The sequence below is a fragment of the Streptomyces griseiscabiei genome, assembly GCF_020010925.1.
In the GTDB taxonomy this organism is placed as follows: Bacteria; Actinomycetota; Actinomycetes; order Streptomycetales; family Streptomycetaceae; genus Streptomyces; species Streptomyces griseiscabiei.
Genome location: NZ_JAGJBZ010000002.1, coordinates 2,054,785 through 2,078,790, shown reverse-complemented (window position 1 = coordinate 2,078,790; position 24,006 = coordinate 2,054,785). Strand labels below are relative to the sequence as shown.

The following is a 24,006-nucleotide window of genomic DNA, read 5'->3' as shown; positions in this document are numbered from 1 at the left end:
ATCGCCATGCCTCACACCACCGCCTTCGCCAGGAATCAGTGGTACGTCGCCGCCTACGCCGAAGAGGTCGGGCGGGAGCTGCTCGGCCGGACGATCCTCGGGGAGCCGCTGGTGTTCTACCGGACCGAGGAGGAGGGCACGCCGGTCGCGCTGCACGACCGGTGTGTGCACCGCCGGTACCCGCTGTCGGAGAGCGGGCTGGACGGGGACCGGATCGTGTGCGGGTACCACGGCTTCACGTACGACACGACCGGCGCCTGTGTGTACGTGCCGGGGCAGAAGCGGATACCGCGGACCGCGCGGGTGGCCTCGTACCCGGTGGTGGAGCAGGATTCGCTGATCTGGGTGTGGATAGGCGACCCGGCGCTCGCCGACGCGGGGACCATCCCGCGCGCGAAGCACCTGGCCGCCCCGGGCTGGACGACCGTACGCGGTATGGAGCCGATCGACGCCGACTACGGGCTCCTCGTCGACAACCTGCTCGACCTCTCCCACGAGACGTATCTGCACGGCGGCTACATCGGCACCCCCGAGGTCGCGGAGACACCGATCACCACCGAGGTCGACGAGGGCGCCGGGGTGGTGCGGGTGAGCCGGCACATGGACGACGCCGAGTGCCCGCCGTTCTACGCGAAGTCGACCGGCATCGAGGGCCGGATCACCCGCTGGCAGGACATCGAGTACTTCGCCCCGTGCCTGTATCTGCTGCACAGCCGGATCGCCCCGGTGGGCGTGGTCCCGGAGGCGGACGGCAGCGACCCGAACGGTTTCCACACCGAGATCACCTACGCGATCACCCCGTCCACGGACGGCAAGGTGTACGACTTCTGGATGGTCTCCCGGGACTGGGCCACCGAGAGCGACGAGGTCACCGAGTTCCTCAAGGGCAACAACCACACGGTCGTCATGCAGGACGTCGTCGCGCTGAACCTGCTCCAGAAGACGCTGGGCTCGGAGCGCACCGGCTACCAGGAGCTGAGCATCAACATCGACACCGGTGGGCTCGCGGCCCGGCGGATCCTCGCGCGGCTGGTCGAGCAGGGCGAGAAGCCGGTGGAGCAGGTCCAGTGAGTACACCGCCCACGTTCGGGACCGGCGAGGTCTACCGCATCGACTGGCTGCCGGGCACGGACATCCTGCACGGGACCTGTCACTGCGGGCGGGAACACACCGCGCAGGACCCCATCGAGATGTGGGAGTGGATGCTCGCCCACCCCCAGGGACACGAGCCGCAAGGGAACAGCTCATGACCGCCTCCACGTCCGCCCCCGCCTCCACGTCCGCCCCCGCGTCCGCCGCCTCGGCCGTCTACGAGGCCGAACTCGTCGTCGAGGGGCGCGAGTTCGCCGCCGACGGCGTGCTCGCCCTCACGCTCCGGCACCCGCTCGGCGAGGAACTGCCCGGCTGGGAGCCGGGCGCGCACATCGATGTGCTGCTGGGGCCGGAGCTGGAGCGCCAGTACTCGCTGTGCGGTGATCCGGCGGACCGCTCGACATGGCGCATCGGGGTCCTGCGGGAGCCCGACGGGCGCGGCGGATCGGCCTATGTGCACACGGAGTTGGCGGCGGGCGACAAGGTCCGGGTGCGCGGGCCGCGCAACAACTTCGCCCTGGAACCGGTGCCCCGCTACCGGTTCGTGGCCGGCGGCATCGGCATCACGCCCATCCTGCCGATGCTGGCCGCGGCCGAGGCGGCGGGTGCGGAGTGGTCCCTGCTGTACGGCGGGCGCAACCGTGAATCCATGGCGTTCCGGGCCGAGTTGGACGCGTACGGCGACCGGGTGACCGTCGCCCCGCAGGACGAGACGGGGCTGCTGGACCTCGGGTCCGTGCTGGACGGGCTGCCCGAGGACACCCTCGTCTACTGCTGCGGGCCCGGCGCGCTGCTCGACGCGGTGGAGGAGCGGTGCCCCGGCGCCGCGCTCCGGGTCGAGCGGTTCCGGCCCAAGGAGCAGGAGACGGGTCCGGACAGCGAGTTCGAGGTCGTGCTGGAGCGTACGGGGAAGACCGTCACGGTCCCCGTCGGGGTCTCCGTGCTCGACACCGTGCGGGCGGCCGGGGTCGAGGTGCTGTACTCCTGCGCGGAGGGCACCTGCGGGACCTGCGAGACGGACGTCCTGGAGGGCACCCCCGACCACCGTGACTCGGTGCTCACCGACGAGGAGCGCGCGGCCGGGGAGACCATGCTCATCTGTGTCTCCCGGTGCCAGGGGTCACGGCTGGTGCTCGACCTGTAGCGACGGGCGCACGGCGGTGCCGTGTCCCGTCGTCGTCCTCGCCGCCGCCCCCGTCGCGCACAGGTCGGCCTCGATCCGGGCGACGGTGGCGAGCAGTGGGGGCAGCAGGTCGCGGCGTACCGACTCGACCGAGGTGCGGCCGGCGTGGACGGGGATGTTCACGGCGGCCACCACTTCGCCGTCCCGGTCCCGGACGGGCGCGGCGACCGAGCGGAGCCCCTCCTCCAGTTCCTGGTCGACGACGGCGTACCCCTGGCGTCGTATCCGCCGCAGCTCGGCCCTGAGCCGGTCGGCGGAGGTGAGGGTGCGCCGGGTGAAGGGATGGGGGACGACGCGGGCGAGCCGGGCGTCGATCTCCTCGTCCGGCAGATGCGCGAGGATCACCCGGCCGACCGAGGTGACCTGGGCGGGGAAGCGGGTGCCCACGGTGATGGTCGCCGTCATGATCCGGGACGCGCTGACCCGCGCCACGTACACGATGTCGTCGCCGTCGAGGACGCACAGCGAGGACGACTCCCCCACCTGCGCGACCAGCCGCTCCAGATGCGGTACGGCGAGGTCGGGGAGGGCGAGTCCGGCGAGATAGGCGTAGCCGAGTTCGAGCACGCGCGGGGTCAGCCGGAACAGCCGGCCGTCGGTGTGGACGTACCCGAGGTCGACGAGGGTGAGCAGGAAGCGGCGGGCGGCGGCCCGGGTCAGCTCACAGGTGCGGGCGACCTCGCTCAGGGTCAGCGCGGGGTGCTCGGCGTCGAAGGCCCGGATGACCGCGAGGCCCCGCTCGAAGGACCGGACGAAGTGCGGTGCGCGGTCTGCGCCGAACCGGTCTCGATCAGGCATCGTCGCCTCCAGGAAGCACCGCGGCCGGCGCACGGAAACACACAACGCACACGGAATGCGCACGGCTGAAGCGTGCCCGCTGCGCTCCGTGCGCACGGCGGTGCGCTCTGCGCACGCTAGGAGCACACTTCCGCAACTGTCAACGCGCTTGCACAGCAAGGGCATTGACCCGCAACCAACGGCGTTCTACCTTCCCGCTGAGCACTTCTGTGCGGTGTGCGCACAGCCTGTCGAGGACATCCGTCGAAGAGCGTTCCCGTCTGGGGGAGTCATGCGTCGTCTGCTCATCGGCCTCGCGGCCGGCACCTTGTTCACCGCCGCGACCGCCTGTGGTTCCTCCGACTCCGGTTCGGGTGGCGGGGGTTCGGCCTCCGGCGGGACCACCACGCTCAAGCTGGGCGTGATCCCCATCATCGATGTCGCCCCGATGTACCTGGGCGAGAAGAAGGGCTTCTACAGCGAGCGCGGGCTGAAGCTGGAGCCGACGCTCGCGCAGGGCGGGGCGGCGATCGTGCCCGGTGTCGTCTCCGGGCAGTTCGACTTCGGCTTCAGCAACATGACCTCCCTGCTGGTCGCCCAGTCCAAGAACGTGCCGGTGAAGGCCGTGGTGAACGGGGTGGCCTCCACCGGGAAGCCGGGCGCGGACTTCGCGGAGATCGCCGTGCCGAAGGGCAGCGCGCTGAAGTCCGCGAAGGAGCTGGAGGGCAAGAAGGTCGCGGCCAACACCCTGGGCAACATCTGCGACACCTCGGTCAACGAGTCGGTCCGAAAGGACGGCGGCGACCCGTCGAAGGTCGAGTACGTGGAGATGCCGTTCGACCAGATGCCGGCCGCGCTGGCCAAGGGCCAGGTGGACGCGGCCTGTGTCGTGGAGCCCGCGCTCGCCACCATCAAGTCCCAGGGCGGCACGGTCCTGGCGTCGAACTTCGTGGACGTGTCCCCGGACCTCACCGTGGCCATGTACTTCACCTCCGAGCAGTACGCCGCGAAGAACCCGGAGTTGGTGAAGAAGTTCCAGGAGGCCACGGCCGAGTCGCTGGCGTACGCCGACGAACACCCGGACGAGGTACGGGAGATCATCACCACGTACACGAAGATCCCGGAGAGCCTGCTGAAGACGGTCGTGCTGCCCCGCTGGCCCGCGGAGCCGGACCGTGCCTCCATCGAGCGGCTGGCCGAACTGGGGCAGCAGGACGGCCTGTTCGAGAAGGCCCCGGACCTGGACAAGCTGCTGCCGTGAAGGGTGCCGCCGCCGTGAGGGGTGCCGACGCCGCCCTCGGCGCGGCCGGGCTCGCCGGGTTCCTCGCCCTGTGGGAGGCCGCCCCGCGCGTCGGCCTCGTCGAGGACGACTATCTCCCGCCGGTGAGCCGGGTCGCCGACGCGCTCGCCGCCGAACTCGCCGACGGCGCGTTCTGGACGGCGCTCGGCGACACCCTCACCGGCTGGGCGGTGGGCCTGCTGATCGCGGTGACGGCCGGGATCGTGACGGGGGTCGTCATCGCCGTCGTCCCGTATCTGCGCGAGGCGACCACGTCCACGATCGAGTTCCTGCGCCCGATCCCCTCGGTCGCGCTGATCCCCCTCGCCGTCCTGCTCTACGGCAGCGAACTGCGCTCGGTGCTGCTGCTGGTGGTCTACGCGTCCTTCTGGCAGATCCTCATCCAGACCCTGTACGGCGTCCAGGACGTCGACCCGGTCGCCGAGGAGACCGCCCGCTCCTACGGCCTCGGCCCCTGGGCCCGGGTCCGGTACGTGCTGTGGCCCACGGCCCTGCCGTACGTCATGACGGGGGTCCGGCTGGCCGCCGCCGTGGCCCTCATCCTGGCGGTGACCGCCGAACTGGTCATCGGGGCACCGGGGTTGGGCCAGCGCATCGCGGTGGCCCAGACCTCGCAGGCGGTGCCGGAGATGTACGCCCTGGTGGTGGTCACCGGGCTGCTGGGGCTGCTGATCAATGTGGGCGCCCGCGCGGTGGAGCGGCGGGCGCTGGCCTGGCACCAGTCGGTGCGCGGGGAGGTGGCGGTGTGAGCCGGGTCCTGCTGCGGCTGCTGTTCGCCGTCGCACTGCCGCTCGTGCTGGTCACGGTCTGGTGGTTCGCGTCGGCGGACAGCACCGATGTGTTCTGGCCGCCGCTGCGCACGATCCTGACCGCCTTCCCGGACGTCTGGACCGCCGAGCGGCTGCGCGCCGACGTGCTGCCCAGCCTGCTGCGGCTGTCGGCCGGTTACGCCCTGGCGGCCGTCGCCGGGGTGGCGCTCGGCACGGTGATCGGCTCCTCCCGGCGGGTGCGGGCGGTCTGCGAACCGGTCCTGGAGTTCCTGCGGGCCGTGCCGCCGCCGGTCCTCGTCCCGGTCATCATGCTGTTCGCGGGCATCGGCGACTCGATGAAGATCGCCGTGATCGCGAGCGGCTGTGTCTGGCCGGTCCTGCTCAACACGGTCGAGGGCGTCCGCGCGGTGGACCCCGTGCTGTCCGAGACGGCCCGGTCGTACGGCATCACCGGCGTCGCCCGGCTGCGGAACGTGGTGCTGCGCTCGGCGAGCCCGCAGATCTTCGCGGGGCTGCGGCAGGCGCTGTCCATCGGCATCATCCTCATGGTCATCAGCGAGATGACCGCGTCCAGCAACGGGCTGGGGTACACCATCGTCCAGTTCCAACGCGGTTTCGCGATCCCGGACATGTGGACCGGCATCCTCGTCCTCGGTCTGCTCGGCTTTCTGCTGTCCGTCGTTTTCCGGCTGGTCGAGCGGCGCGTGCTCGGCTGGTACCACGGTGTGCGCGCGTCATCCCGGCGGTCGTAGTGGGACTCGACAAGGAGCGGCGGTCCATGCTGGATGTACGGGGCCTGAAGAAGGTCTACGAGGGTTCCGGGCGCCGGGTGGAGGCGGTGCGGGACCTCACCTTCACCGTCGAGGCGGGCGAACTGGTCTGTCTGGTGGGCCCGTCGGGCTGCGGCAAGACGACCCTGCTGAAGTGTGTGGCCGGGCTGCTGGATCCGACGGCCGGTCAGGTCCTGCTCGGGGGACGGCCGGTGGCGGGTCCGCCGCCGGGGATGGCGGTGGTCTTCCAGGAGTACGGGCGCAGCCTGTTCCCCTGGATGCGGGTCCGCGACAACGTCGAACTCCCGCTGAAACAGAAGAGGTTGAGCAAGGAACGGCGGCGCGGGCTGGTCGACGACGCGCTCGCATCGGTCGGCCTCGCGGACGCGGCGGGCGCCTACCCCTGGCAGCTGTCGGGCGGGATGCAGCAGCGGGTCGCCATCGCCCGCGCGCTGGCGTACGAGCCCCAGGTGCTGCTGATGGACGAGCCGTTCGCGGCGGTGGACGCGCAGACCCGTGCCGATCTGGAGGATCTGGTGCGGGGCCTGTGGCGGGAGCGGGGCATGACGATCCTGTTCGTCACCCATGACATCGACGAGGCCGTCTATCTGGGCGAGCGGGTCCTGGTCCTCTCCGCCTCCCCCACCGTCGTACGGGAGCAGCTGAAGATCGATCTGCCCGCCGAGCGGGATCAGCTGCACACCCGGGTGGCCCCGCGCTTCGCGGAGCTGCGGACCCATGTGTACGAGCAGATCCAGGCGGCCAAACGCGGGGTGCCGCAGGACGCGCCGCGGGACGTCCCTCGGGACGTCTCCCTGGACAAGGATTGACCTCCGGTGCCGTCGGCGACCTGAACGCCGGCGGCACCGGAGGGGGTGCGGCTCACCGCTCGGGAGAGGGCACCACGCTCAGATGGCCGAGGACGGCCCGCCGGGGGCGCCGTGGTCTGCGGACGGGGTTGGCCGGGCGGCCCACCTCGCGCAGGACGAGAGTCATCCGGTGGTAGCCCAGGTCGCGGAGGGTGTCGGGGGTCTCGCCGACGATCCGGCAGTCGGTGGCGCCCCAGCGCGGGTCCGGGTGGACGACGGGGCGTACGGCGCCGTCGTGCCGGCCGGCGGCGGGGCCGACCGTACGGAGCCAGTGCGGAAGGCCGTGGCGGTAGGCGGCGTCCATGATCGGGTCCTGGGCGATGTCCCGGCGGATGGACTGCAGGCCCCGGTCCTGGGGGTGGTGCTCCACCGCGGCGGCGACATGGGCGAGCATCGGCAGGCACCAGCTGGACTCGTGGTCCCCGAGGACCGTGGCGGCGTCCGGGTGGAAGAGCACGAAGCGCAGGAAGTTGTCGTCGGGCATGGCCGTCGGATGCGGTCCCACATTGCCGAACAGCGACCGGAACGCGGCGTTGGCGACGACGACGTCCCAGCGGTGGTCGAGGACGGCGGACGGGAACAGGACGGAGTCCAGCAGCACGGCGTAGTCCTGCAGATACGCCTGCGCGTCCCGGGTCTCGAGACTGTCGGGGACGGGCCGCGGTACCGACCGCCGCCCTCCTGCCTGATATGCCATCGGGAGGTCACCCCTCTTGCCTATGCGGCCTTCTCGCGGCGCCTTGATCCTGCTGCCCCGGCCTCAGACGTGTCAACTATCGTGGCATTTGGCGCCGGTTGACGGCTGAATCTCGCCACAGTTGTGGCGAGACCTGGATGTGAGTTCGACCCAACCGCTAGTCTCCCCGCAGTTCACGGTGTACTTGCCGGGACCAGGGTCTCGCGCCAGGCTTGGATCCACGGATTCCGCAGTACCGCGAAATTGGCCTGAGAGAGACGTAGGAGATCTGTCGGTGACGGATGGCTTCGAGGTTCCGGACGCCGCGGCGACGGTTCTGCTGCCGGCCGTCGTGGCCCGTGTCACCGCGCTCGCCGACAAGCTGCGCGTACGGCACACGGAGGTCTTCGACTCCCGGCGGCTCTCGGTCGCCTCGGGCGTGCCGGAGGCGGTGGTGAAGGCCCTGCTGAGCGGCCAGCGCGCCGGTGAACCGGACGTCCAGGCCCGCTTTCTGCAGCGGCTGGGCCTGCTGCGCCGCACCCGCCTCAAGCCGGGCGGCCGCAAGTACACCCAGCAGGAGATCGCCGACGGCGCCGGGATGTCGCGCCAGCAGGCGGGTGCCCTGATCAACGGGGACCGGCGTCCCACGATGGAGCACTGCGACGCCATCCAGCGCTTCTTCAGAGTGCACGCCGGCTTCCTCACCGCCGAGGACCCCGAGGCGCTGGCGAGCGCCCTGATGCGGACCGAGCAGGAGCTCCTCCAGCAGCTCGCCGACCGTGAGCGCGCGGCGGCCGAGGCCGTGGACGACCCGCTGCAGCGGCTGCTGCAGAACCACGGGGTGCGCTCCATCGCCTGGCGGGCGGCCCAGCTGCCCACCGACCAGCACCGTGACAAGGTGGCGGAGTGGCTGGACATGCTGCTGGAGAGCGTCAAGCGGCCCGAGTCCTGACCGGGGGAGATCAGTTGAGCATCGGAAAGGAAATGCGCCGTCTGTGCGGCGAGCTGGTCGGCGAGATCGACCTGCCGGCACCGGCGGACCCCGCCGACCTCTACGGCGCCCTGTGCGACGCCATGAGCAGACGCCGCGGCCGGCCCGTCCACTACCGTACGGCCGCGTTCCCGCCGGGCACGGCCAGCGGGCTGTGGCTGGACATGGCCGAGCAGGACCTGGTCGTCATCGAGGAACGCACCGCGCCCGACCACCAGTTGGTGATCCTCGGCCACGAGCTGTGGCACATGCAGGCCGGGCACTGCGGCCGGCAGGTCGAGGGCGTGGCGGTCGCCGCGCGCTTATTGAGCCGGGACGCGGATCTGCGGGACACCGAACTGCGGGAGACCGTGCTGAAGGTCGCCGCCCGTACCCGTTTCGACCTCAGGGACGAGCAGGACGCCGAGAGCTTCGGCCTGCTGCTGGCCAGCAAGTGCCGTACGTGGCTGGCCGGTTCGGCGCTGCGCGGGCCGGTGCGCCGCGACCATCTGGCGGGCCGTATCGGGGCCTCGCTGGGCTACCGCGGGCCGCAGGGCTGAGCGGCCGGAACTCCGAGACGCACGAGACGCAGAGACACGGCGGACATGGACGGGCCCAGCTACTACATCCCGGCCGTCGCGATGACGATCGCGCTGGCCTCGAAGACGCCCGCGCTGCTGCGGAACCGGCGCGACCCGCTGATCAGGTCCGTGTGCGCGCTGATGACCCTGGCCGCCCTGGTCTTCTGTTTCGCCGCACCGCCGACGATCACCCAGCTCAACCACGTCACCGGCGTCACCAACATCTCGGCGCCCGTCGTCTACTTCCTGCTGAGCGCGTTCAGCGGCTCCTGTCTGGTGCTGATCACCAACTGGCGGGGCGGCCCGCCCGAGACGACCCGCAGGCTCTCCCGCCGCTGGATCGCCGGGTACGGCGCGGTGTGCGCGGCGATCGTGCTGCTGTTCGTGCTCGGCGAGGCGCCCGTGGAGCGGGTGCGGGACTTCGACACGTACTACGCCGACACCCCGTTCCTGCGCGAGATGATCGTGCTCTACCTGGTCGGTTTCACCGTCGCGGGTGTCGCGATGAACGTGATGTGCTGGCGCTGGGCGCTGCAGGTGCGTGGCTGGCTGCGCGCCGGGCTGCTGATCATCGCGTCCGGCTTCCTGCTCAACGTCCCGTTCGCGGCGGTCAAACTGATCGCCGTGGTCGCCCGCTGGCAGGGCGCCGACCTGGACCATCTGAGCACGGACGTCGCCCCGCTGCTGGCGTCCGCCGGCGCCCAGGTCGGCGCGGTCGGCTTCTGTCTGCCGCTGGCCGGGGAGCGCCTCGACGACTCGTGGACCATCTGGTCCATGTACCGTCGGCTCGGCCCGCTGTGGCGGGAGTTGCGCCCGGTCTGGGGCCAGGCGAGCCACGAGGTGCGGATCTCCTGGTGGGCCCCTGCCAGGCTCCGGATGACACAGCGGGAGTCCGACATCCACGACGGCATGCTCAGCCTGTACCCGTACTTCGACTCCGAGGTACGGGCCAGGGCCTACGACGCGGCCGTCGCGTCGGGTTCCGAGCCCGTCCAGGCGCGGGCGGAGGCGGACGCGGCGATGGTGACGGCGGCCGTCCGGGCCAAGGAGGACGATCCGGAGGGCCGGGTCATCGACTCGGCCACCGCCGACACCCCCGCCCCGCCCGCCGAGAACCCCCGTGACCTCGTCAGGATGTCCATCGCCCTGCGTCAGTCACCCGTCGTAGCGGCCGCCCGCGAATGGGCCGCCGCGACCAGGTCAGAGAGCGACTTCCATGAAAGAACCCGTTAGCGGCCCGCACGACTCGGCGGTCACGACCGCCCGGCGCGCCGTCGTCGTCGGCGCGGGCCTGGCCGGTCTGCTGGCCGCCGCCGCGCTGCGCGACCACGCCGAGGTCGTCGTCGTCGAACGCGACACGCTGCCCGAGGGCCCGGAGCCCCGCAAGGGTGTCCCCCAGGCCCGACACGCCCATCTCCTGTGGTCCGGCGGGGCGCGCGCCATGGAGGACCTGCTGCCGGGGGTCACGGACGCCTGGCTGGCGGCGGGTGCCCGGCGCATCCCGCTGCCGACCGGTCTGGTCTCGCTGTCGGCGCAGGGCTGGGTCCGGCGCTGGCCCGAGATGGAGTTCATGATCGCGTGCAGCCGCGATCTGCTGGAGTCGGTCGTCCGCGCGCAGTTGCTCGCCGGGCCCGGGGTCACCGTGCTCGACCGCACCGAGATCCTGGGGCTGGAGGGCGACGCGTCCCGGGTGACGGGGCTGCGGGTCCGTTCCGTCGACGGGGAGGAGCGGGTGCTCGGCGCCGATCTGGTGGTGGACGCCGCCGGACGCGGTTCGCGGGGCACCGCGTGGCTCGACACGCTCGGGGTGGCGCCCGCGCCGATGGAGGAGGTCGACTCGGGGCTCGTGTACGCCACCCGGCTCTTCCGGGCGCCCGCGGGCACCGAGGAGTACCCGGTGGTCAATGTGCAGCCGGACGGCTCGCAGCCGGTGCCGGGGCGCAGCGCGACCCTGGTACCCGTCGAGGGCGGGCGCTGGCTGGTGACGCTGTCGGGCACCCGGGGAGGCCAGCCGACCGCCGTCGCCGAGGAGTTCGAGGCGTTCGCGCGCGCCGTCAGACACCCGGTCGTGGGTGAGCTGATCGCCCGCGCGGAGCCCCTGACCGATGTCGTGGTCACCCGCAGCACGATCAACCGGCGGCGCTTCTTCGAGAAGGTGTCCGGCTGGCCCGAAGGCTTCGTCGCGATCGGCGACTCCGTCGCCACGTACAACCCGATATACGGCCACGGCATGTCCGTCGCCGCGCAGAGCGCCGTGCTGCTGCGTGAGCGGGTCGCCGCCCTCGGGCTGTCGGCGCCGGGGCTGGCGCGCCGGGTGCAGCAGGCCGTGGCGGTGCCGGTGACGCTCGCCTGGGAGCTGGCCACCGGCACGGACATCCGTTACCCGGAGGCCATCGGCAAGCGCCCGAACGCCGCGCGGCGGCTCTTCGGCCGCTATGTGGAGCGGCTGACGCGTACGGCGCTGGGCCGGCCCCTGGTCTTCAAGGCGTATCTCGGCGTGGTCACCCTCACCGAGCCCATCGGCGCCCTCGTCCGGCCGGACGTGGTCCTGGCGGTGCTCCGCGGCCCCGTCAAGTCCCCGTTGACCGGGCCACCCCTGACGGACGATGAGCGGGAGACGGTGCTGGGCGCGGCGCCTCGGTAGGGCCTGGCGGCGGCATCCGCGCGTCGGGGCGGGCGGATTGTCAGTGGTGGGCGGCAAGCTGGGAGGGTGCCCCTCGTGTGCCGGGGCGGCACGGAGTTCCGCCGATCCGACCAGGGGAGAGCCGTTCGATGCCGACCGCCGTACTGACCGACCGCGAGCGCGCCGCCGTACAGGCCTATCTGCGGCTGCTGGGAACCGTACGAGCGGCCTTCGACGGGCCGCCCGAGTCCCGCCGACCACCCGTCGTGCCGCCCGCCGCACTCGCCGAGGCGGAGCAGGCACTGGCCGCGGCGGGACTGTCGGGGAACGAGGAGGAGTTCTTCCGCCTGCTGCGGAGCTGGTGCCCGGAGAGGTGAGCGGTTCCGCCGACGGGGCGCCGGAGTCCTGACGGTCCGCCGAGTCCCGGCGGACCGTCAAGTCCCGGCGGACCGTCGGCGGGACGCGGCTAGGGCCTGTCTTCAAATTCCCGCCTGCCCCGCGACGCCATGCACGCTCCCCCGCTCTCGGCTTCGCTCGACCGGGAGGTACCCCCACGACGCCGCGGGGCCGCCCTTCGGGCGACGACGGGAATGTGAAGACAGGCCCTAGGGCAGGCGCATCCGGGCGGTCTGGTCGATCAGGTGGCGCAGGGTCGGCAAGTAGGTCTCGGCGCCGCCCAGTTCGCCGAGTACGCGGTGGGCGTCGTCGCGGAGCGCGGTGAGGTCCTTCTCGTAGCGCCGGAGCACGACGGGGGCGAGGAGCGTCGCGCGGAGCCGGGCGCGGGCGCCTTCGGAGGTCCGTGCGGCGACGGCGAGTTCCGCGGTGCCCGCCCGTGATCCGGGTGGCGTCTCCTCCAGGGCGCAGGCGAGGAGATAGGTGGCCGTGCCGTTGAGCAGGTCCTCGTCGCGGCCGGAGAGCAGGTCCTCCTGGTCGTTGAAGAGCTGCCAGAGGAGTCCGAAGACCTCGCCGAACTCCCGCCACCGCGCGATCCGTTCGGCCCCGGCGCCGGAGAGGATCGCGGCCATCGCCGTGATCATCCCGAAGGGGGCACCGGACTTCCCTCGGTAGGCGGCGAGGACCGTGTCCCGGGAGGCGCCCGCGATGTCGCCGCGCAGATCCCGCAACTGGCCTTCCACGGCGTCGATCCAGCAGGTGACGATCTCACCGGTGAGCGCGTTGCGGACCGCGTCCGGCACCGGCTGGGACTGGACGACCCTGATGGGCAGGGCCTGTCCGCCGAGGACCGCCGCGAGAAGCGCCTCGTCCGGGCCGAGTCCGGCGGGGGCGTGCGCGCGGTGGCCGTCGGCCAGGTCGTCGAGGTAGCAGGCGGAGGTCCACCACAGGACGTGCACGGCCGACAGGGCAACGGCCGGCCCCGGGGCGCCCGTCTCGGCCGCGTGCACGAGCGGCGGGAGCACGGACAGCGGGTACTTCATCCGCTGATGGCGGAGCAGCCCGGCCATGGCTGTCCGTACCGCGTCGGCCGAGGGCCCGAGCCCCTCCAGGACGGCCGAGATCTCCGCGTCGATGTCCGGCGATATCCGTCTGTGCAGCTCCACATAGGTCAGTGCGTTCATCTGGCGTCCTCGCCCTCGTCCTCGTCCTACGTCGGGAAGGGAACCGATACCGCCGTCGCCACCAGCCCCTGCCGGACGGTCCACCGTCCGTCGAAGGCGTCGACCCGACGGCCGTCCACCACCGGTCCGGGTACGAGGAGTTCGGCGCGCAGGGCGCCGGAGCGGCCGCCGGGGTCGACGGTCACCTCGATGTCGGCCTCCGAGAAGTCCAGCCACCGCCCGGTGAGCGGGAACCACGCCTTGTAGACGGACTCCTTGGCGCTGAAGAGCAGCCGGTCCCAGTGGACCGCGGGGTGGTCGGCGGTCAGACGGCGCAGCCGGAGCTCCTCCGCGGGGAGGGCGATCGCCGTCAGGACGCCCTCGGGCAGGGCGTCGTGGGGTTCGGCGTCGACGCCGAGGGAGGCGAGGTCGCGGGCGCGCACCAGGGCCGCGGCGGCGAACCCCTCGCAGTGGGTCATGCTGCCCGTCAGCCCGTCCGGCCAGCCCGGTGCGCCACGCTCGCCGGGCACGATCGGCCGGGGCGGCACGCCGAGCTTCTCCATGGCCCGCCGGGCGCAGGCCCGGACGACGGTGAACTCACGGCGCCGCTTCGCCACCGCCCGCGCCACGACCGCCTCCTCCTCGGGGTACAGCTCGATCCCCTCGGCGTCGGCCGCGTCAGGGCCGTGCGCCTCCACGACCACGACCGCTCCCGGAAGCAGTTCCTCGATCACCGGCTTGATCCTCCATCGGCAGAATGCGGCGCAGCCTGCCCGGCGGTCCCGGACGGGGGCGCCACTCGCGGGGGTAACCCACGGACACCTCTTCGAAGCGGACCCCGTCCAGCCAGGTGGTCCGCGGAATGTGCAGATGGCCGTAGACCATGACCTCGACGTGGAAACGCCGGTGCCAGTCGGCGGTCAGGTCCGTGCCGCACCACATGGCGAACTCGGGGTAGGTCAGGACGTCCGTCGGGTGCCGGTCCAGCGGGTAGTGGTTGACCAGCACCTTGGGCAGGTCGGGCGGCAGTTCGGCGAGCCTGCGTTCGGTCTCGGCGACCCGGGCGCGGCACCAGTCGTCGCGGCTCGGGTAGGGGTCGGGGTACAGCACATGCTCGTCGGTGCAGATCACACCGGTGCCGTGCGCGTACTCCAGGCCCTCCTCCTTCGTGGCGCAGCCCTTGGGCAGGAAGGAGTAGTCGTACAACAGGAACAGCGGCGCGACCACCACCGGACCGCCGGGTCCCTCCCAGAGGGGGTACGGGTCCTCGGGGGTGACGACGCCCAACTCCCGGCAGAGGGCGACGAGATGCTCGTACCGCTCGACGCCCTTGTACGGGACGGTCTCGCTGGGGTGGGTCCACAGCTCGTGGTTGCCCGGCGCCCAGACGACCTTGGCGAAACGGCCGGCGAGTGTGGTGAGGGCCCAGCGGATGTCGGCGACGGTCTCGGAGACGTCACCGGCCACGAGGAGCCAGTCGCCTTCGGTCTGCGGACGCATCTGTTCGACGAGGGCGCGGTTCTCGGGATAGCCGATGTGCAGATCACTGATGGCCAGCAGATTTCCGTGCCGGCCGACCCTCGACTTCACCCGTACTCCCTTCGGAACACCGAACATCGACACGAGACCACACGGGTACGCCGGTGGACAAGACCGACCTGCCGGGCTCTGGCACCAGTGCCCCCGTGAGCCCCCCGGTGATCCCGCCGCGCAAGGATTAACACGCGCGTGACAGAAACATGGGCTCCGGTGGCCGTATGATCCGTCCTACACCACCGCCACGCCTCTCTTTCGCGTACGGCGGTTCGGCGTACCTCCATCCCCCCTGGCCGGGCACGGCCTGCTCCGCCGTGCCCGCGAACCCTGGAAAGGCGGCCTGCATGGTCTCTCGCGTACGCGTCTGGCTCAACCGCACGTACGCGGAGAACGTCTTCTTCATGGATCAGCTGCGGCATAATCCGCAGGCTCGTCCGGTGGACATCCACGCAACGCACGGTGACGCCGACTCCCCCGTACTGGCCGCCGCCGACACCGCCGATCTGGAGCCCGAGGGCCTCTCCCCCGCCGCGTACGTCGAGTACGCGCTCGACCAGTGCGCCAAGCGCTCCATCGATGTGTTCGTGCCCCGGCTGCACCAGGCCGCGCTGGCCGCGCACCGCGAGGAGTTCGCGGCCGTGGGTACGGCGCTGCTGGCGCCGCCCGTCGCCGGGATCGAGGTCTTCGAGGACAAGGTGACCGCGTACGAGGCGGTCCGGGAGCACGGGGTTCCGGTGCCGCCGTGGTTCCGGGTGACCGACGCCGACGAACTGATCGCCGCGGTCGAGGAGTTGGAGGAGGCCGGGCACAAGGCGTGCTTCAAGCCGGCGGCCGGGGCGGGTGGTGTGGGCTTCCGTGTCGTGACACGCGCCCCCTTCTCGCTCTCGCACCTCAGCGGCTTCCCGAGCCCCTATGTGCAGCTCGACATGGTGGTGGAGGCGGTGCGGTCGGCCGAGGAATCCGTCGACTGGATGGTGATGCCACGGCTGGAGCAGCCGGAGGTGTCCGTCGACTGTCTCACCGGGCCCGACGGGCGGGTCCGGATGGCCGTGGGCCGTACCAAGAACGGGCGGCGGCGGGGCTTCACGCTGAATCCGGCGTGGATCGAGCCGGCGCGGCTGATCGCGCAGCGGTTCCAGTTGCACTATCTGACGAACATCCAGTTCCGGATGTACGGGGACGAGCCGGTGCTGATGGATGTCAACACGCGGCCGGCGGGTGGGCTGCATCAGCTGGCGCTGTGCGGGATCAACGCGCCGTGGGCGGCTGTGCGGTTGGCCCTCGGTGAGGAGACGGGGGATGTGGTGCCGGCTCGGCTGGGGCAGGACTACACCGTGGTGTCGGGGCCTCGGCCGGTGCGGTCGGTGACCTTGCCGCATCAGGTGGCCGAGGTGGCGGTTCCCGCGGAGCCGCTGCCGCTGCCTGTCGCTCCGGCGTCCACGGCCTGCAAGCCGGCCACCGCCGACCGCCCTCTCGCGGTCTGACCCGGAAGGGTCTCGCCCCCCTTTTCGCGCTCCGCGCGGGGGTGGGTGGGGACGTGCGGGTTCGGTGGGAGCTGGTCGCGCAGTTGCCCGCGCCCCTGAAAAGCAGGGGCTGCGCCCCGTGCTTTTCCCCGAAAGGGCCGCATGCCTCTTTCAGGGGCGCGGGGAACTGCGCGAGAAGCTCCACCGGGCCCGCAGCCGACGACGTACCTCTCAGGTGGGGTAGCCCCAGGCTTCGGCCAGTTCGCTCAGCCGGGGCGGGAGTTCCGCCGTGGGGTCCGCCTCGCGGGCCGGCTGGATGCGGCCGGACTTGATGGTGGTGGACCAGTCACCGAGCTGGGGGCGGAACGTGCCGTGGTCCTTCGTGCCGTAGTCGAGCATCCCGGCCTCCCAGGGAACGCCCAGGTGATCGCAGATACCCCGGGTGACCTTCTCGGGATCGGCGGTCAGCTCCTCGTAACGGATCACATGGACGGGAAGATTCCGCCGCGCCTCCTCCAACTTCTCGCTGTAGGAGAGGACTTCGGCCTGGATCGCGGCATGGTCCGGGTCGGTACGGCGGCTGGTGAGGGACCGGACCACCGCGCCGGGGTGCCGCAGCAGCAGGATGTACCGCGCGTTCGGCCAACATCGGTGCAGCCGGGGCCAGATGAGCGTGTTGGGCGGCGTCTTGTCGACGATGATCGTCTTGCCGCTGCGGGTCAGCTCATGGTGCAGGATCCGGTCCCACAGCACATGCTCCAGCTCGGACTTGTCGAGTTCCAGCGCCTTCATCGCGTCGCCGGTGAAGTCCCGGGAGAGATGGACGTGCACGGTCCGCAGATGCATCTCGTGCGGGGCCCGGATCTGACTGTGGCTGTTGAGGACGACCCGCAGCAGTGTCGAGCCGGAGCGTACCGAGGAGAGGACGAACACGGGCGCGTCCACCAGCCGGGACGCGCGCGGTGCCACGTACGGCGGTTCCACGGGCGCGGTGTCGGCCCTGGGCGCGGGCACGGCGTTCAGCGGCTTGCGCGGCGGGCTCACCGCCTCGGCGATCAGTCTGCCCCGGCGCCGCAGCCCCTTACCGATCGCGTTCATGCGCGGATCTCGCACGATGACACCTCACACCTCTTCTTCGCACTGTCGCGTTGCCCCGTATCACACGGGCAGTGGGCGAACCGGAGGTGTCGTGGAGGAGAAGCACAGTGGTCGCGGCGGGCTGCGCGCCCGCCGCGACCAGCTGATTTACCGGTTCCTTAATTCTTCGTGGGAAGAACCGCCAGCCGCAGCGTCTGGACCTCGAAGGGTCGCAGCGTCACCGGGACGCCGTTGCCCTCCGTGGCCGTCTCCGACAGCGGGCGCTCCAGCAGGTCGGTGATCTGGGCGCCGGCGAGCGGGAAGCCGGTGCGCAGGACGCCCCGGGCCCGGCCGCCGCCGGACTCGTAGATCCGGACCACGACATCGCCGGAGCCGTCGTCGGCGAGCTTGACCGCCTCGACGGTGACGCCGTCGCCGTCCACGGAGACGACCGGCTCGGGCGCTCCCGCCGCGTCCGCGACGCGCAGCGGCAGGTTGAGGGCGTAGCCCTCGGCGACCGCGTCCTCGATGCTCGCGCCGGGGAGGAGGGAGTAGGTGATGCGGTGCTTGCCCTGGTCGGCCTCGGGGTCCGGGATGCGCGGGGCGCGGACCAGGCTGAGGCGGACCGTGGTGGTCGTACCGCCGTCCTCGCGGACCGTGCGGGAGACGTCGTGGCCGTACGTCGAGTCGTTGATGACCGCGACGCCGTAGCCGGGTTCGCCGACGTGCACCCAGCGGTGGCCGGAGACCTCGAAGCGGGCCGCCTCCCAGCTGGTGTTGGTGTGGGTGGGGCGCTGGATGTGGCCGAACTGGATCTCGGCGGAGGAGTGGGCCGCGCGGACGTCGATCGGGAAGCCGGCCTTGAGGAACTTCTCGGCCTCGTGCCAGTCGATGTCCGTCTCGAAGTCGATCCGGGGGCTGCCGGCGCGCAGGGTGATCGTCTGGGTGACGCGGGAGCCCTTGCCGAACGAGCGCTCGACGCGGATGGCCCCGAGGAGGGGGTCCTCCTCGACCACGGTGATCGACTCGGGGTCCAGCAGGTCCGTGTAGCGGTTCTTGTAGTGCTTGTCGACGTCCCAGGCGTCCCAGTAGTTGGGGAGGTCGGTGTGCAGCCGGAGCAGGTTGCCCTTGTCACCGAGGACCTCGCGGTCGGCCACCAGGTCGCGGACCGAGGCGAGGGTGCCGTCCTCGGCGATCTCGACCCGGACCAGGCCGTTGTCGAGGACCCGGCCGGAGACGGTGACGGGGTGCGGGGGTTCGGCGGGGGTGAGGGGCGCGCTGCCGTTCGCGGGGACGGTGACGTACGCCGGGGCGCCCGCGGTCGTACGGACCACTTCGGACCGGTCGCGGGGGCTGGTGTTGAAGACGCGGGCGTCGCCCGTGCCGAGCGCCGCGACGGCCTCGGTGGTCAGCTCCTCCAGCTCCTTGGCCACCCGCGCGTACTCGGCCTCGGCCTCGCGGTGCACCCAGGCGATGGACGAGCCCGGCAGGATGTCGTGGAACTGGTGGAGGAGGACCGTCTTCCAGAGGCGGTCGAGCTTCTCGTGGGGGTAGGTGTACTCCGGCGCGTTCAGCGCGGCCGTCGTCGCCCACAGCTCCGCCTCGCGCAGCTTGTGCTCGCTGCGGCGGTTGCCCTGCTTGGTGCGGGCCTGGGAGGTGTAGGTGGCGCGGTGGAGTTCGAGGTACAGCTCGCCGTTCCAGACGGGGGCGTCCTCGTACTCGGCGCGGGCCTTGGCGAAGAACTCGTCGGGGTGTTCGACGACGACCTTCGGGGAGCCTTCGAGGTCGGCCAGCCGGCGGGCCCGCTCCATGATCTCGCGGGTGGGGCCGCCACCGCCGTCGCCCCAGCCGAAGGGGGCCAGGGAGCGCTTCCCTGCGCCCTTCTCCTGGTAGTTGCGGACCGCGCGGTCCATCTCCTCGCCGCTGAAGCGGGCGTTGTAGGTGTCGACCGGCGGGAAGTGCGTGAAGATCCGGGTGCCGTCGATGCCCTCCCACCAGAAGGTGTGGTGGGGGAAGCGGTTGGTCTGGTTCCAGGAGATCTTCTGGGTGAGGAACCAGTCGTTGCCGGCGAGCTTGGCGAGCTGCGGGTAGGAGGCGTTGTAGCCGAAGGAGTCCGGCAGCCAGACGCCCTTGGTCTCGATGCCGAAGTGCTCGATGAAGAACCGCTTGCCGTGGACCAGCTGGCGGGCGATGGCCTCGCCGCCCGGCAGATTGCCGTCGGACTCGACCCACATACCGCCGACCGGGACCCACTGGCCCTTGTCGACGGCCTTCTTGATCCGCTCCCACACCTGCGGGTAGTTGTCGCGCACCCACTCGTACTGCACGGCCTGGGAGCAGGCGAAGATGAAGTCCTCGTACTCGTCGGCCAGCGCGGTGACGTTGGAGAAGGTGCGGGAGGTCTTGCGCTTGGTCTCGCGGATGGGCCAGAGCCAGGCGGAGTCGATGTGCGCGTGGCCGACGCCGGAGATGGTGTGGGCGCTGGCGTGGGCGGGCTTGGCGAGGACCGGGGCGAGGATCTCGCGGACGGCCGTGGCGCTGCCGGAGACGTCGTCGAGGTCGACGGCGTCCATGGCCCGGTCCAGGGCGTGCAGGATCTCGTGGCGGCGGGGCTCGTGCTCGGCGAGGTGGACCATCAGCTCGCGCAGCACCTGGAGGTCCAGGTCGAGGTGGAAGACCTCCTCGTCGAGGACGGCGAGGTCGGCGCGCCGGAAGGTGTAGAGGGGCTTGTCGCCGGCGGTGAGGATGTCACCCATCGGCGTGATCTTGGAGAAGTTGTCGGCGAGGATGTCGGGGTTGGAGGCCGCCTCGACCAGGTAGTCGATCACCTCACCACCGCGTACGGGGTTGCCGATCGGCACGTACTGGTTGAGCGGGTTGACCGCCTTCAGCGGCGTGCCGTCGGCGAGGTGGACCAGGGCCTCGGCCTGGTTGCCGGGCCAGTCGCCGACGAAGCCGAGGTCGATGACGGCCTCGACCCGGCGGCCCGCCCACGCGGCGGGGACCTGCCCGCGCATCCGGAACCAGGTGGTGCCCCACGGCGGACCCCAGGGGGTGTCCATCGCGAACGGGGTGTACGAGGCGGCGGCGGCCTCCGCGAAGGGGACCGGCTCGCCCGGTGCCTGCCAGGCCTCGACCTCGAAGGGCGCGGAGGCGGCGTAGATCGCGGGCCTGATGCGTTGGGTGTGGACGCGCTCTACGCGTTCCTCGATCCGGCGGCGTTCGTCATGCATGTGAGGTCTCCAGAGAGGGCGGTGCAGTAGCGGGTGGAGAGGGAGAGGCGGAGAGAAGAAGGGAGAGAGGGAGGGAAGAGAGGGAGGGAAGAGAGGAAGGGGAGGAGGGGCGAGGGGAGGACGGGTCGGAAAGCGCTTTCTGGGCGGGAGCCTACTTCAGGTAGCCCAGGCCAGGGTGCACGGCCGTGTAGCCCTCGACCAGACGGCGTGCGACGTTGACCGAGTCGACCAGCGGGTGCAGGGCGAAGGCCTTCACCGCGGCGTTGCGGGAACCCGCCTCGGCGGCGGCCAGGACTTCGCGCTCGACGGCCTTGACCGCGCAGACCAGGCCGGTGGCGTGGTCGGGCAGGGGGGCGACGGAGACCGGGTGGGCGCCGTTGGCGTCGACCAGGCAGGGCACCTCGATGACGGCCTCGGTGTCGAGGGCGGCGAGGGTGCCCTTGTTGCGGACGTTGAGGATGAGGGTGGTGCGCTCGTCGCGGGCGATGGCCCGCATCAGGGCGAGGGCGACCTTCTCGTAGCCGCCGGAGAGGTCGTCGGCGTCGCGTTCGCCGGCGCCGGCCGTCTCCCGGTTCTCCGACATGTAGGTGGCCTCGCGCTCGGCGCGGGTGCGGTCCCATGCCTTGAGGGCGTGGGCGTCGGGGCGGCGCATCTCCTCGTAGAAGTGGGCCTGCTGGTCCTTGAGGAAGGCGCCGCGGGTCTTGTCGACCGCCTGGTAGGCGCGGACGGCCTCGCGGTTGAAGTAGTAGTAGTGCAGATACTCGTTGGGGATCGCGCCGAGGGACTGCAGCCAGTCGACGCCGAAGAGCTTGCCCTCCTCGAAGGAGCCGAGCAGGTCGCGGTCGGCGAGGAGGCGCGGCAGTTCGTCGCGGCCGGCGATGTGCAGACCGCGGACCCAGCCGAGGTGGTTGAGGCCGACGTAGTCGATCCAGGCCTCGGCGGGCTTGGCCGCTCCGAGGACGCGGGCGATGCGGCGGCCGAGGCCGACGGGTGAGTCGCAGATGCCGATCACACGGTCGCCGAGGTGGCGGGACATGGCCTCGGTGACGAGTCCGGCCGGGTTGGTGAAGTTGATGAGCCAGGCGTCGGGGGCGAGGCGGGCCACGCGCCGGGCGATGTCCACGGCGACGGGGACCGTGCGCAGACCGTAGGCGACACCGCCGGCGCCGACGGTCTCCTGCCCGAGGACGCCCTCGTCGAGGGCCACCCGCTCGTCGTTCGCGCGGCCCTCCAGGCCGCCGACGCGGATCGCGGAGAAGATGAAGTCGGCGCCGGTGATGGCCTCGTCGAGGTCGGTGGTGGCGGCCACCTCGGGGGCGCCCGGGACGCTCGCGGCCTGCTCGGCGAGGACCCGGGTGACGGCGGAGAGCCGTTCGGCGTCCAGGTCGTGCAGGACGACATGGGTGACCCGGCCCTCGGCGCGGTCCCCGAGGAGCGCCCCGTACACGAGGGGCACACGGAATCCTCCGCCGCCCAGAATCGTCAGCTTCACTCAACTACCACCTTTGCCGATCGTGCATGTGTGCGGGCCGTGCGGACCCTGCGGACCGTCCGACACGTGTCAGTCCTCCCCTTCCGGGGGCGGTCATACGGTGACCACTTCGACCCCCGCGTCCTCGAACGACGACCGGGTGCCCGCGTCCACCGACCCGTTGGTCACGACCACGTCGAGTTCCCCGGGTCCGCAGACCTTCGCCATGCCCGTGCCGGGGAACTTCGCGGAGTCGGCGAGCAGGACGACCTTGTCGCTCGCCCTGATCATCGCGCGTTTGACGGGGACCTCGACGACGGTCGTGTCCATCACCTGTCCGCCGGGGCGCACTCCACTCGTACCGAGGAAGAGCCAGTCGGCGTGCAGTTGACGGAGGTTGTCCTCGGTGAGGAAGCCGACGAGGGAACGGTACTCACGGCGGACCATGCCGCCGAGCAGCACCAGTTCGATGCCCTCGTCGTCGGCCAGCTCCTCGTAGACCACCAGATTGCTGGTGATCACGGTGAGCCGGCGGCCGTGCAGCTGCCGGGCCAGCCGGAAGGCGGTGGTCCCGATGTCGAGGAGCACGGACTGGCCGTCGTGGACCATCGAGGCGGCCTTCGCCGCTATCGCGTCCTTCTCGGCCACCCGTACCTCGGCGACCTCGGCGAAGGGCTGATCCCCCTCGTCGACGACGGCGCCGCCGTGCACACGGGTGAGCAGCCCCTCCTCCTCCAGCCGGACGAGGTCACGCCGGATGGTGGCGGGGCTCACACCGAGCTGTTCGGACAGGTCGGTGACTGCCGCCGGACCCCCTGATCTCAGGGCCCGCAGGATGAGTTGGTGTCGTCGCTCTGCCAGCACGCGCTGAACAGTACTCGTCATTCCCAATCAAATCCATGCTCACTTCTGCTCGACTCTTGCCAAACTTCCCGGAGGCGCGCACGATCTGTGCACCGAAATTGAAGACTTTTGAAGAGTGATCTTCGAAGGGCTTCGCATGTCTCGACGAGAGGGTGCGCGCGTGGACGACGACCGGCCCGACGTGCTGCTGACCGGGCTGCTCTTCTACGACCTCGTGCTCACGGGGCTGGGAAAGCCGCCCACCCCCGGCGAGGAGATCTGGACCGACGGCATGGGCTGCGGCCCGGGCGGCATCGCCAACCTGGCGGTCGCCGCCGCCCGTTTCGGCCTGCGGACCTCCCTGGCCACGGTCTTCGGCGACGACTACTACGGCGCGTACTGCCGTGAGGTCCTCGCCGGCCAGGAGGGCGTCGACCTCTCCCTCTCGCGCACCGCCGACGGCTGGCACACCCCCGTCACCGTCTCCCTGGCACACGGCCACGACCGGGCCCTGGTCACCCACGGCCAGGAACCGCCGTACTCGCAGGACGTGCTCATGGGCGACCCGCCCGAGTCGCGCACGGCGCTCGTGCACATCGAGGCCGAGCCGCGCGAGTGGCTCGCCAAGGCCGCCGCGAACGGCACGCACATCTACGCCGACGTCGGCTGGGACCCCACCCAGCGCTGGTCCCGCGACCTGCTCGACCAACTCGCCCTGTGCCACGCCTTCCTCCCCAACGAGACCGAGGCGATGGCGTACACCCGCACCGACAGCGCGGTCGCCGCGCTCGGCACGCTCAGCGAGCTGGTGCCGGTGGCCGTGGTCACCCGCGGCGGCGAGGGCGCGGTCGCGGTGGACCAGACGACCGGCGAGTACGCGGAGGTCCCGGCCCTGGACGTCGACGTGCTCGACGCGACGGGCGCCGGCGACGTCTTCGGCGCGAGCTTCGTCGCCGCCTCCCTCGGCGGCTGGCCGCTGGCGGAGCGGCTGCGGTTCGCCGTCCTCGCCGCCGGACTCTCCGTGGGCCACCACGGCGGAGGCCTGGCCGCGCCCGGCTGGTACGGCGTCGACCGCTGGTGGCGCTCGCTGACCGACCCCGGTCTGCGGAAGGCGTACGGCTTCCTCGCGGACCGCATCCCCGCCGACGTCGGACCACCGGTGCGCCACGCCCCGGTCACCCCGCCCGCCCGGCCCCACTAGACCCCCCGCACCACA

General features: G+C 71.5%; 23 protein-coding genes. 14 read left to right on the top strand and 9 right to left on the bottom strand.

Features of this window, described 5'->3' with window-relative positions:
• Nucleotides 1-6 precede the first annotated feature (6 nt).
• The 3 genes from J8M51_RS26360 to J8M51_RS26350 are packed head-to-tail and all read left to right on the top strand — an operon-like array spanning nucleotide 7 to nucleotide 2,236.
• A complete protein-coding gene (locus tag J8M51_RS26360; protein ID WP_086755835.1) occupies nucleotides 7-1,071 on the top strand; it encodes an aromatic ring-hydroxylating dioxygenase subunit alpha in 1,065 nt (354 codons plus the stop codon).
• Complete coding sequence (locus J8M51_RS26355; protein WP_086755836.1) at nucleotides 1,068-1,250, top strand: hypothetical protein; 183 nt, start codon at nucleotides 1,068-1,070, stop codon at nucleotides 1,248-1,250. Before J8M51_RS26360 ends, J8M51_RS26355 begins: the two co-directional genes overlap by 4 nt.
• Nucleotides 1,247-2,236, top strand: coding sequence for a PDR/VanB family oxidoreductase (locus tag J8M51_RS26350; RefSeq protein WP_086755837.1), 990 nt, complete (start codon nucleotides 1,247-1,249; stop codon nucleotides 2,234-2,236). Before J8M51_RS26355 ends, J8M51_RS26350 begins: the two co-directional genes overlap by 4 nt.
• Here the strand turns inward: J8M51_RS26350 and J8M51_RS26345 are convergent.
• Entirely contained in the window at nucleotides 2,213-3,073 is an 861-nt protein-coding gene (locus J8M51_RS26345; RefSeq protein WP_086755838.1) for an IclR family transcriptional regulator domain-containing protein, read from the bottom strand. The two genes, J8M51_RS26350 and J8M51_RS26345, sit on opposite strands and share 24 nt — an antisense overlap.
• 271 nt (nucleotides 3,074-3,344) lie before the next feature.
• On the opposite strand from J8M51_RS26345, the gene J8M51_RS26340 reads away from it, so the two are divergent.
• From J8M51_RS26340 to J8M51_RS26325, 4 genes are read left to right on the top strand one after another with little or no spacing between them, the layout of a single operon-like run.
• Nucleotides 3,345-4,313, top strand: a complete 969-nt coding sequence (locus tag J8M51_RS26340; RefSeq protein ID WP_086755839.1) for an ABC transporter substrate-binding protein — start codon at nucleotides 3,345-3,347, stop codon at nucleotides 4,311-4,313.
• Nucleotides 4,314-4,327: 14 nt separating this feature from the next.
• Nucleotides 4,328-5,101: an ABC transporter permease gene (locus J8M51_RS26335; protein WP_086755845.1), complete on the top strand. Its 774-nt coding sequence runs from the start codon at nucleotides 4,328-4,330 to the stop codon at nucleotides 5,099-5,101.
• Nucleotides 5,098-5,874, top strand: coding sequence for an ABC transporter permease (locus J8M51_RS26330; RefSeq protein WP_086755840.1), 777 nt, complete (start codon nucleotides 5,098-5,100; stop codon nucleotides 5,872-5,874). Before J8M51_RS26335 ends, J8M51_RS26330 begins: the two co-directional genes overlap by 4 nt.
• A 26-nt stretch (nucleotides 5,875-5,900) precedes the next feature.
• Nucleotides 5,901-6,722, top strand: coding sequence for an ABC transporter ATP-binding protein (locus tag J8M51_RS26325; RefSeq protein WP_086755846.1), 822 nt, complete (start codon nucleotides 5,901-5,903; stop codon nucleotides 6,720-6,722).
• 52 nt (nucleotides 6,723-6,774) lie between these two features.
• On the opposite strand, the gene J8M51_RS26320 is transcribed toward J8M51_RS26325, so the two are convergent.
• Entirely contained in the window at nucleotides 6,775-7,458 is a 684-nt protein-coding gene (locus J8M51_RS26320) for an MmyB family transcriptional regulator (protein WP_086755841.1), read from the bottom strand.
• Between the two features lie 274 nt (nucleotides 7,459-7,732).
• On the opposite strand from J8M51_RS26320, the gene J8M51_RS26315 reads away from it, so the two are divergent.
• The 5 genes from J8M51_RS26315 (at nucleotide 7,733) to J8M51_RS26295 (ending at nucleotide 11,988) form a co-directional block, all read left to right on the top strand.
• The gene (locus J8M51_RS26315) at nucleotides 7,733-8,389 is read left to right on the top strand and encodes a helix-turn-helix domain-containing protein (RefSeq protein ID WP_086755842.1); all 657 of its coding nucleotides are present in this window, start codon (nucleotides 7,733-7,735) and stop codon (nucleotides 8,387-8,389) included.
• Nucleotides 8,390-8,421: 32 nt separating this feature from the next.
• Entirely contained in the window at nucleotides 8,422-8,967 is a 546-nt protein-coding gene (locus J8M51_RS26310) for a toxin-antitoxin system, toxin component (RefSeq protein ID WP_086755843.1), read from the top strand.
• Nucleotides 8,968-9,012: 45 nt separating this feature from the next.
• A complete protein-coding gene (locus J8M51_RS26305) occupies nucleotides 9,013-10,221 on the top strand; it encodes an MAB_1171c family putative transporter (protein WP_216589732.1) in 1,209 nt (402 codons plus the stop codon).
• Nucleotides 10,205-11,632, top strand: a complete 1,428-nt coding sequence (locus J8M51_RS26300; RefSeq protein ID WP_086764539.1) for an FAD-dependent monooxygenase — start codon at nucleotides 10,205-10,207, stop codon at nucleotides 11,630-11,632. Before J8M51_RS26305 ends, J8M51_RS26300 begins: the two co-directional genes overlap by 17 nt.
• Before the next feature lie 128 nt (nucleotides 11,633-11,760).
• Complete coding sequence (locus tag J8M51_RS26295) at nucleotides 11,761-11,988, top strand: hypothetical protein (RefSeq protein WP_086764541.1); 228 nt, start codon at nucleotides 11,761-11,763, stop codon at nucleotides 11,986-11,988.
• Between the two features lie 228 nt (nucleotides 11,989-12,216).
• Here the strand turns inward: J8M51_RS26295 and J8M51_RS26290 are convergent, their stop codons facing one another.
• Genes J8M51_RS26290 through J8M51_RS26280 form a run of 3 tightly spaced genes read right to left on the bottom strand, consistent with a single transcriptional unit; the run spans nucleotide 12,217 to nucleotide 14,784 of the window.
• Entirely contained in the window at nucleotides 12,217-13,188 is a 972-nt protein-coding gene (locus tag J8M51_RS26290; RefSeq protein WP_086764544.1) for a polyprenyl synthetase family protein, read from the bottom strand.
• A 26-nt stretch (nucleotides 13,189-13,214) separates the two neighbouring features.
• Nucleotides 13,215-13,901 (bottom strand): 4'-phosphopantetheinyl transferase family protein, encoded by a 687-nt coding sequence (locus J8M51_RS26285; RefSeq protein WP_086764547.1) that lies wholly within the window; start codon nucleotides 13,899-13,901, stop codon nucleotides 13,215-13,217.
• Nucleotides 13,846-14,784 carry a metallophosphoesterase family protein gene (locus J8M51_RS26280; protein ID WP_398856895.1) on the bottom strand — a complete coding sequence of 313 codons (939 nt, stop codon included), beginning with the start codon at nucleotides 14,782-14,784 and terminating at the stop codon, nucleotides 13,846-13,848. The genes J8M51_RS26285 and J8M51_RS26280 overlap by 56 nt, the downstream gene beginning before the upstream one ends.
• A 263-nt stretch (nucleotides 14,785-15,047) precedes the next feature.
• On the opposite strand from J8M51_RS26280, the gene J8M51_RS26275 reads away from it, so the two are divergent.
• The gene (locus J8M51_RS26275) at nucleotides 15,048-16,187 is read left to right on the top strand and encodes an ATP-grasp domain-containing protein (RefSeq protein WP_086764553.1); all 1,140 of its coding nucleotides are present in this window, start codon (nucleotides 15,048-15,050) and stop codon (nucleotides 16,185-16,187) included.
• A 210-nt stretch (nucleotides 16,188-16,397) separates the two neighbouring features.
• Here J8M51_RS26275 and J8M51_RS26270 read toward each other — a convergent pair whose 3' ends face one another.
• The 4 genes from J8M51_RS26270 to J8M51_RS26255 all read right to left on the bottom strand — a co-directional run bounded on the left by J8M51_RS26270 (nucleotide 16,398) and on the right by J8M51_RS26255 (nucleotide 22,811).
• A complete protein-coding gene (locus J8M51_RS26270; RefSeq protein ID WP_179203521.1) occupies nucleotides 16,398-17,264 on the bottom strand; it encodes a sulfotransferase family protein in 867 nt (288 codons plus the stop codon).
• 158 nt (nucleotides 17,265-17,422) lie between these two features.
• The gene (locus tag J8M51_RS26265) at nucleotides 17,423-20,476 is read right to left on the bottom strand and encodes an alpha-mannosidase (RefSeq protein WP_267299523.1); all 3,054 of its coding nucleotides are present in this window, start codon (nucleotides 20,474-20,476) and stop codon (nucleotides 17,423-17,425) included.
• A 151-nt stretch (nucleotides 20,477-20,627) separates the two neighbouring features.
• A complete protein-coding gene (locus J8M51_RS26260; protein ID WP_086764325.1) occupies nucleotides 20,628-21,968 on the bottom strand; it encodes a 6-phospho-beta-glucosidase in 1,341 nt (446 codons plus the stop codon).
• 93 nt (nucleotides 21,969-22,061) lie between these two features.
• On the bottom strand, nucleotides 22,062-22,811 hold the full coding sequence (locus tag J8M51_RS26255) for a DeoR/GlpR family DNA-binding transcription regulator (protein ID WP_086764327.1): 750 nt from the start codon (nucleotides 22,809-22,811) through the stop codon (nucleotides 22,062-22,064).
• Nucleotides 22,812-22,971: 160 nt separating this feature from the next.
• Here J8M51_RS26255 and J8M51_RS26250 point away from each other — a divergent pair, with 160 nt between their 5' ends.
• Nucleotides 22,972-23,991 (top strand): carbohydrate kinase family protein, encoded by a 1,020-nt coding sequence (locus J8M51_RS26250; protein WP_216589741.1) that lies wholly within the window; start codon nucleotides 22,972-22,974, stop codon nucleotides 23,989-23,991.
• The last annotated feature ends 15 nt before the right edge of the window (nucleotides 23,992-24,006 follow it).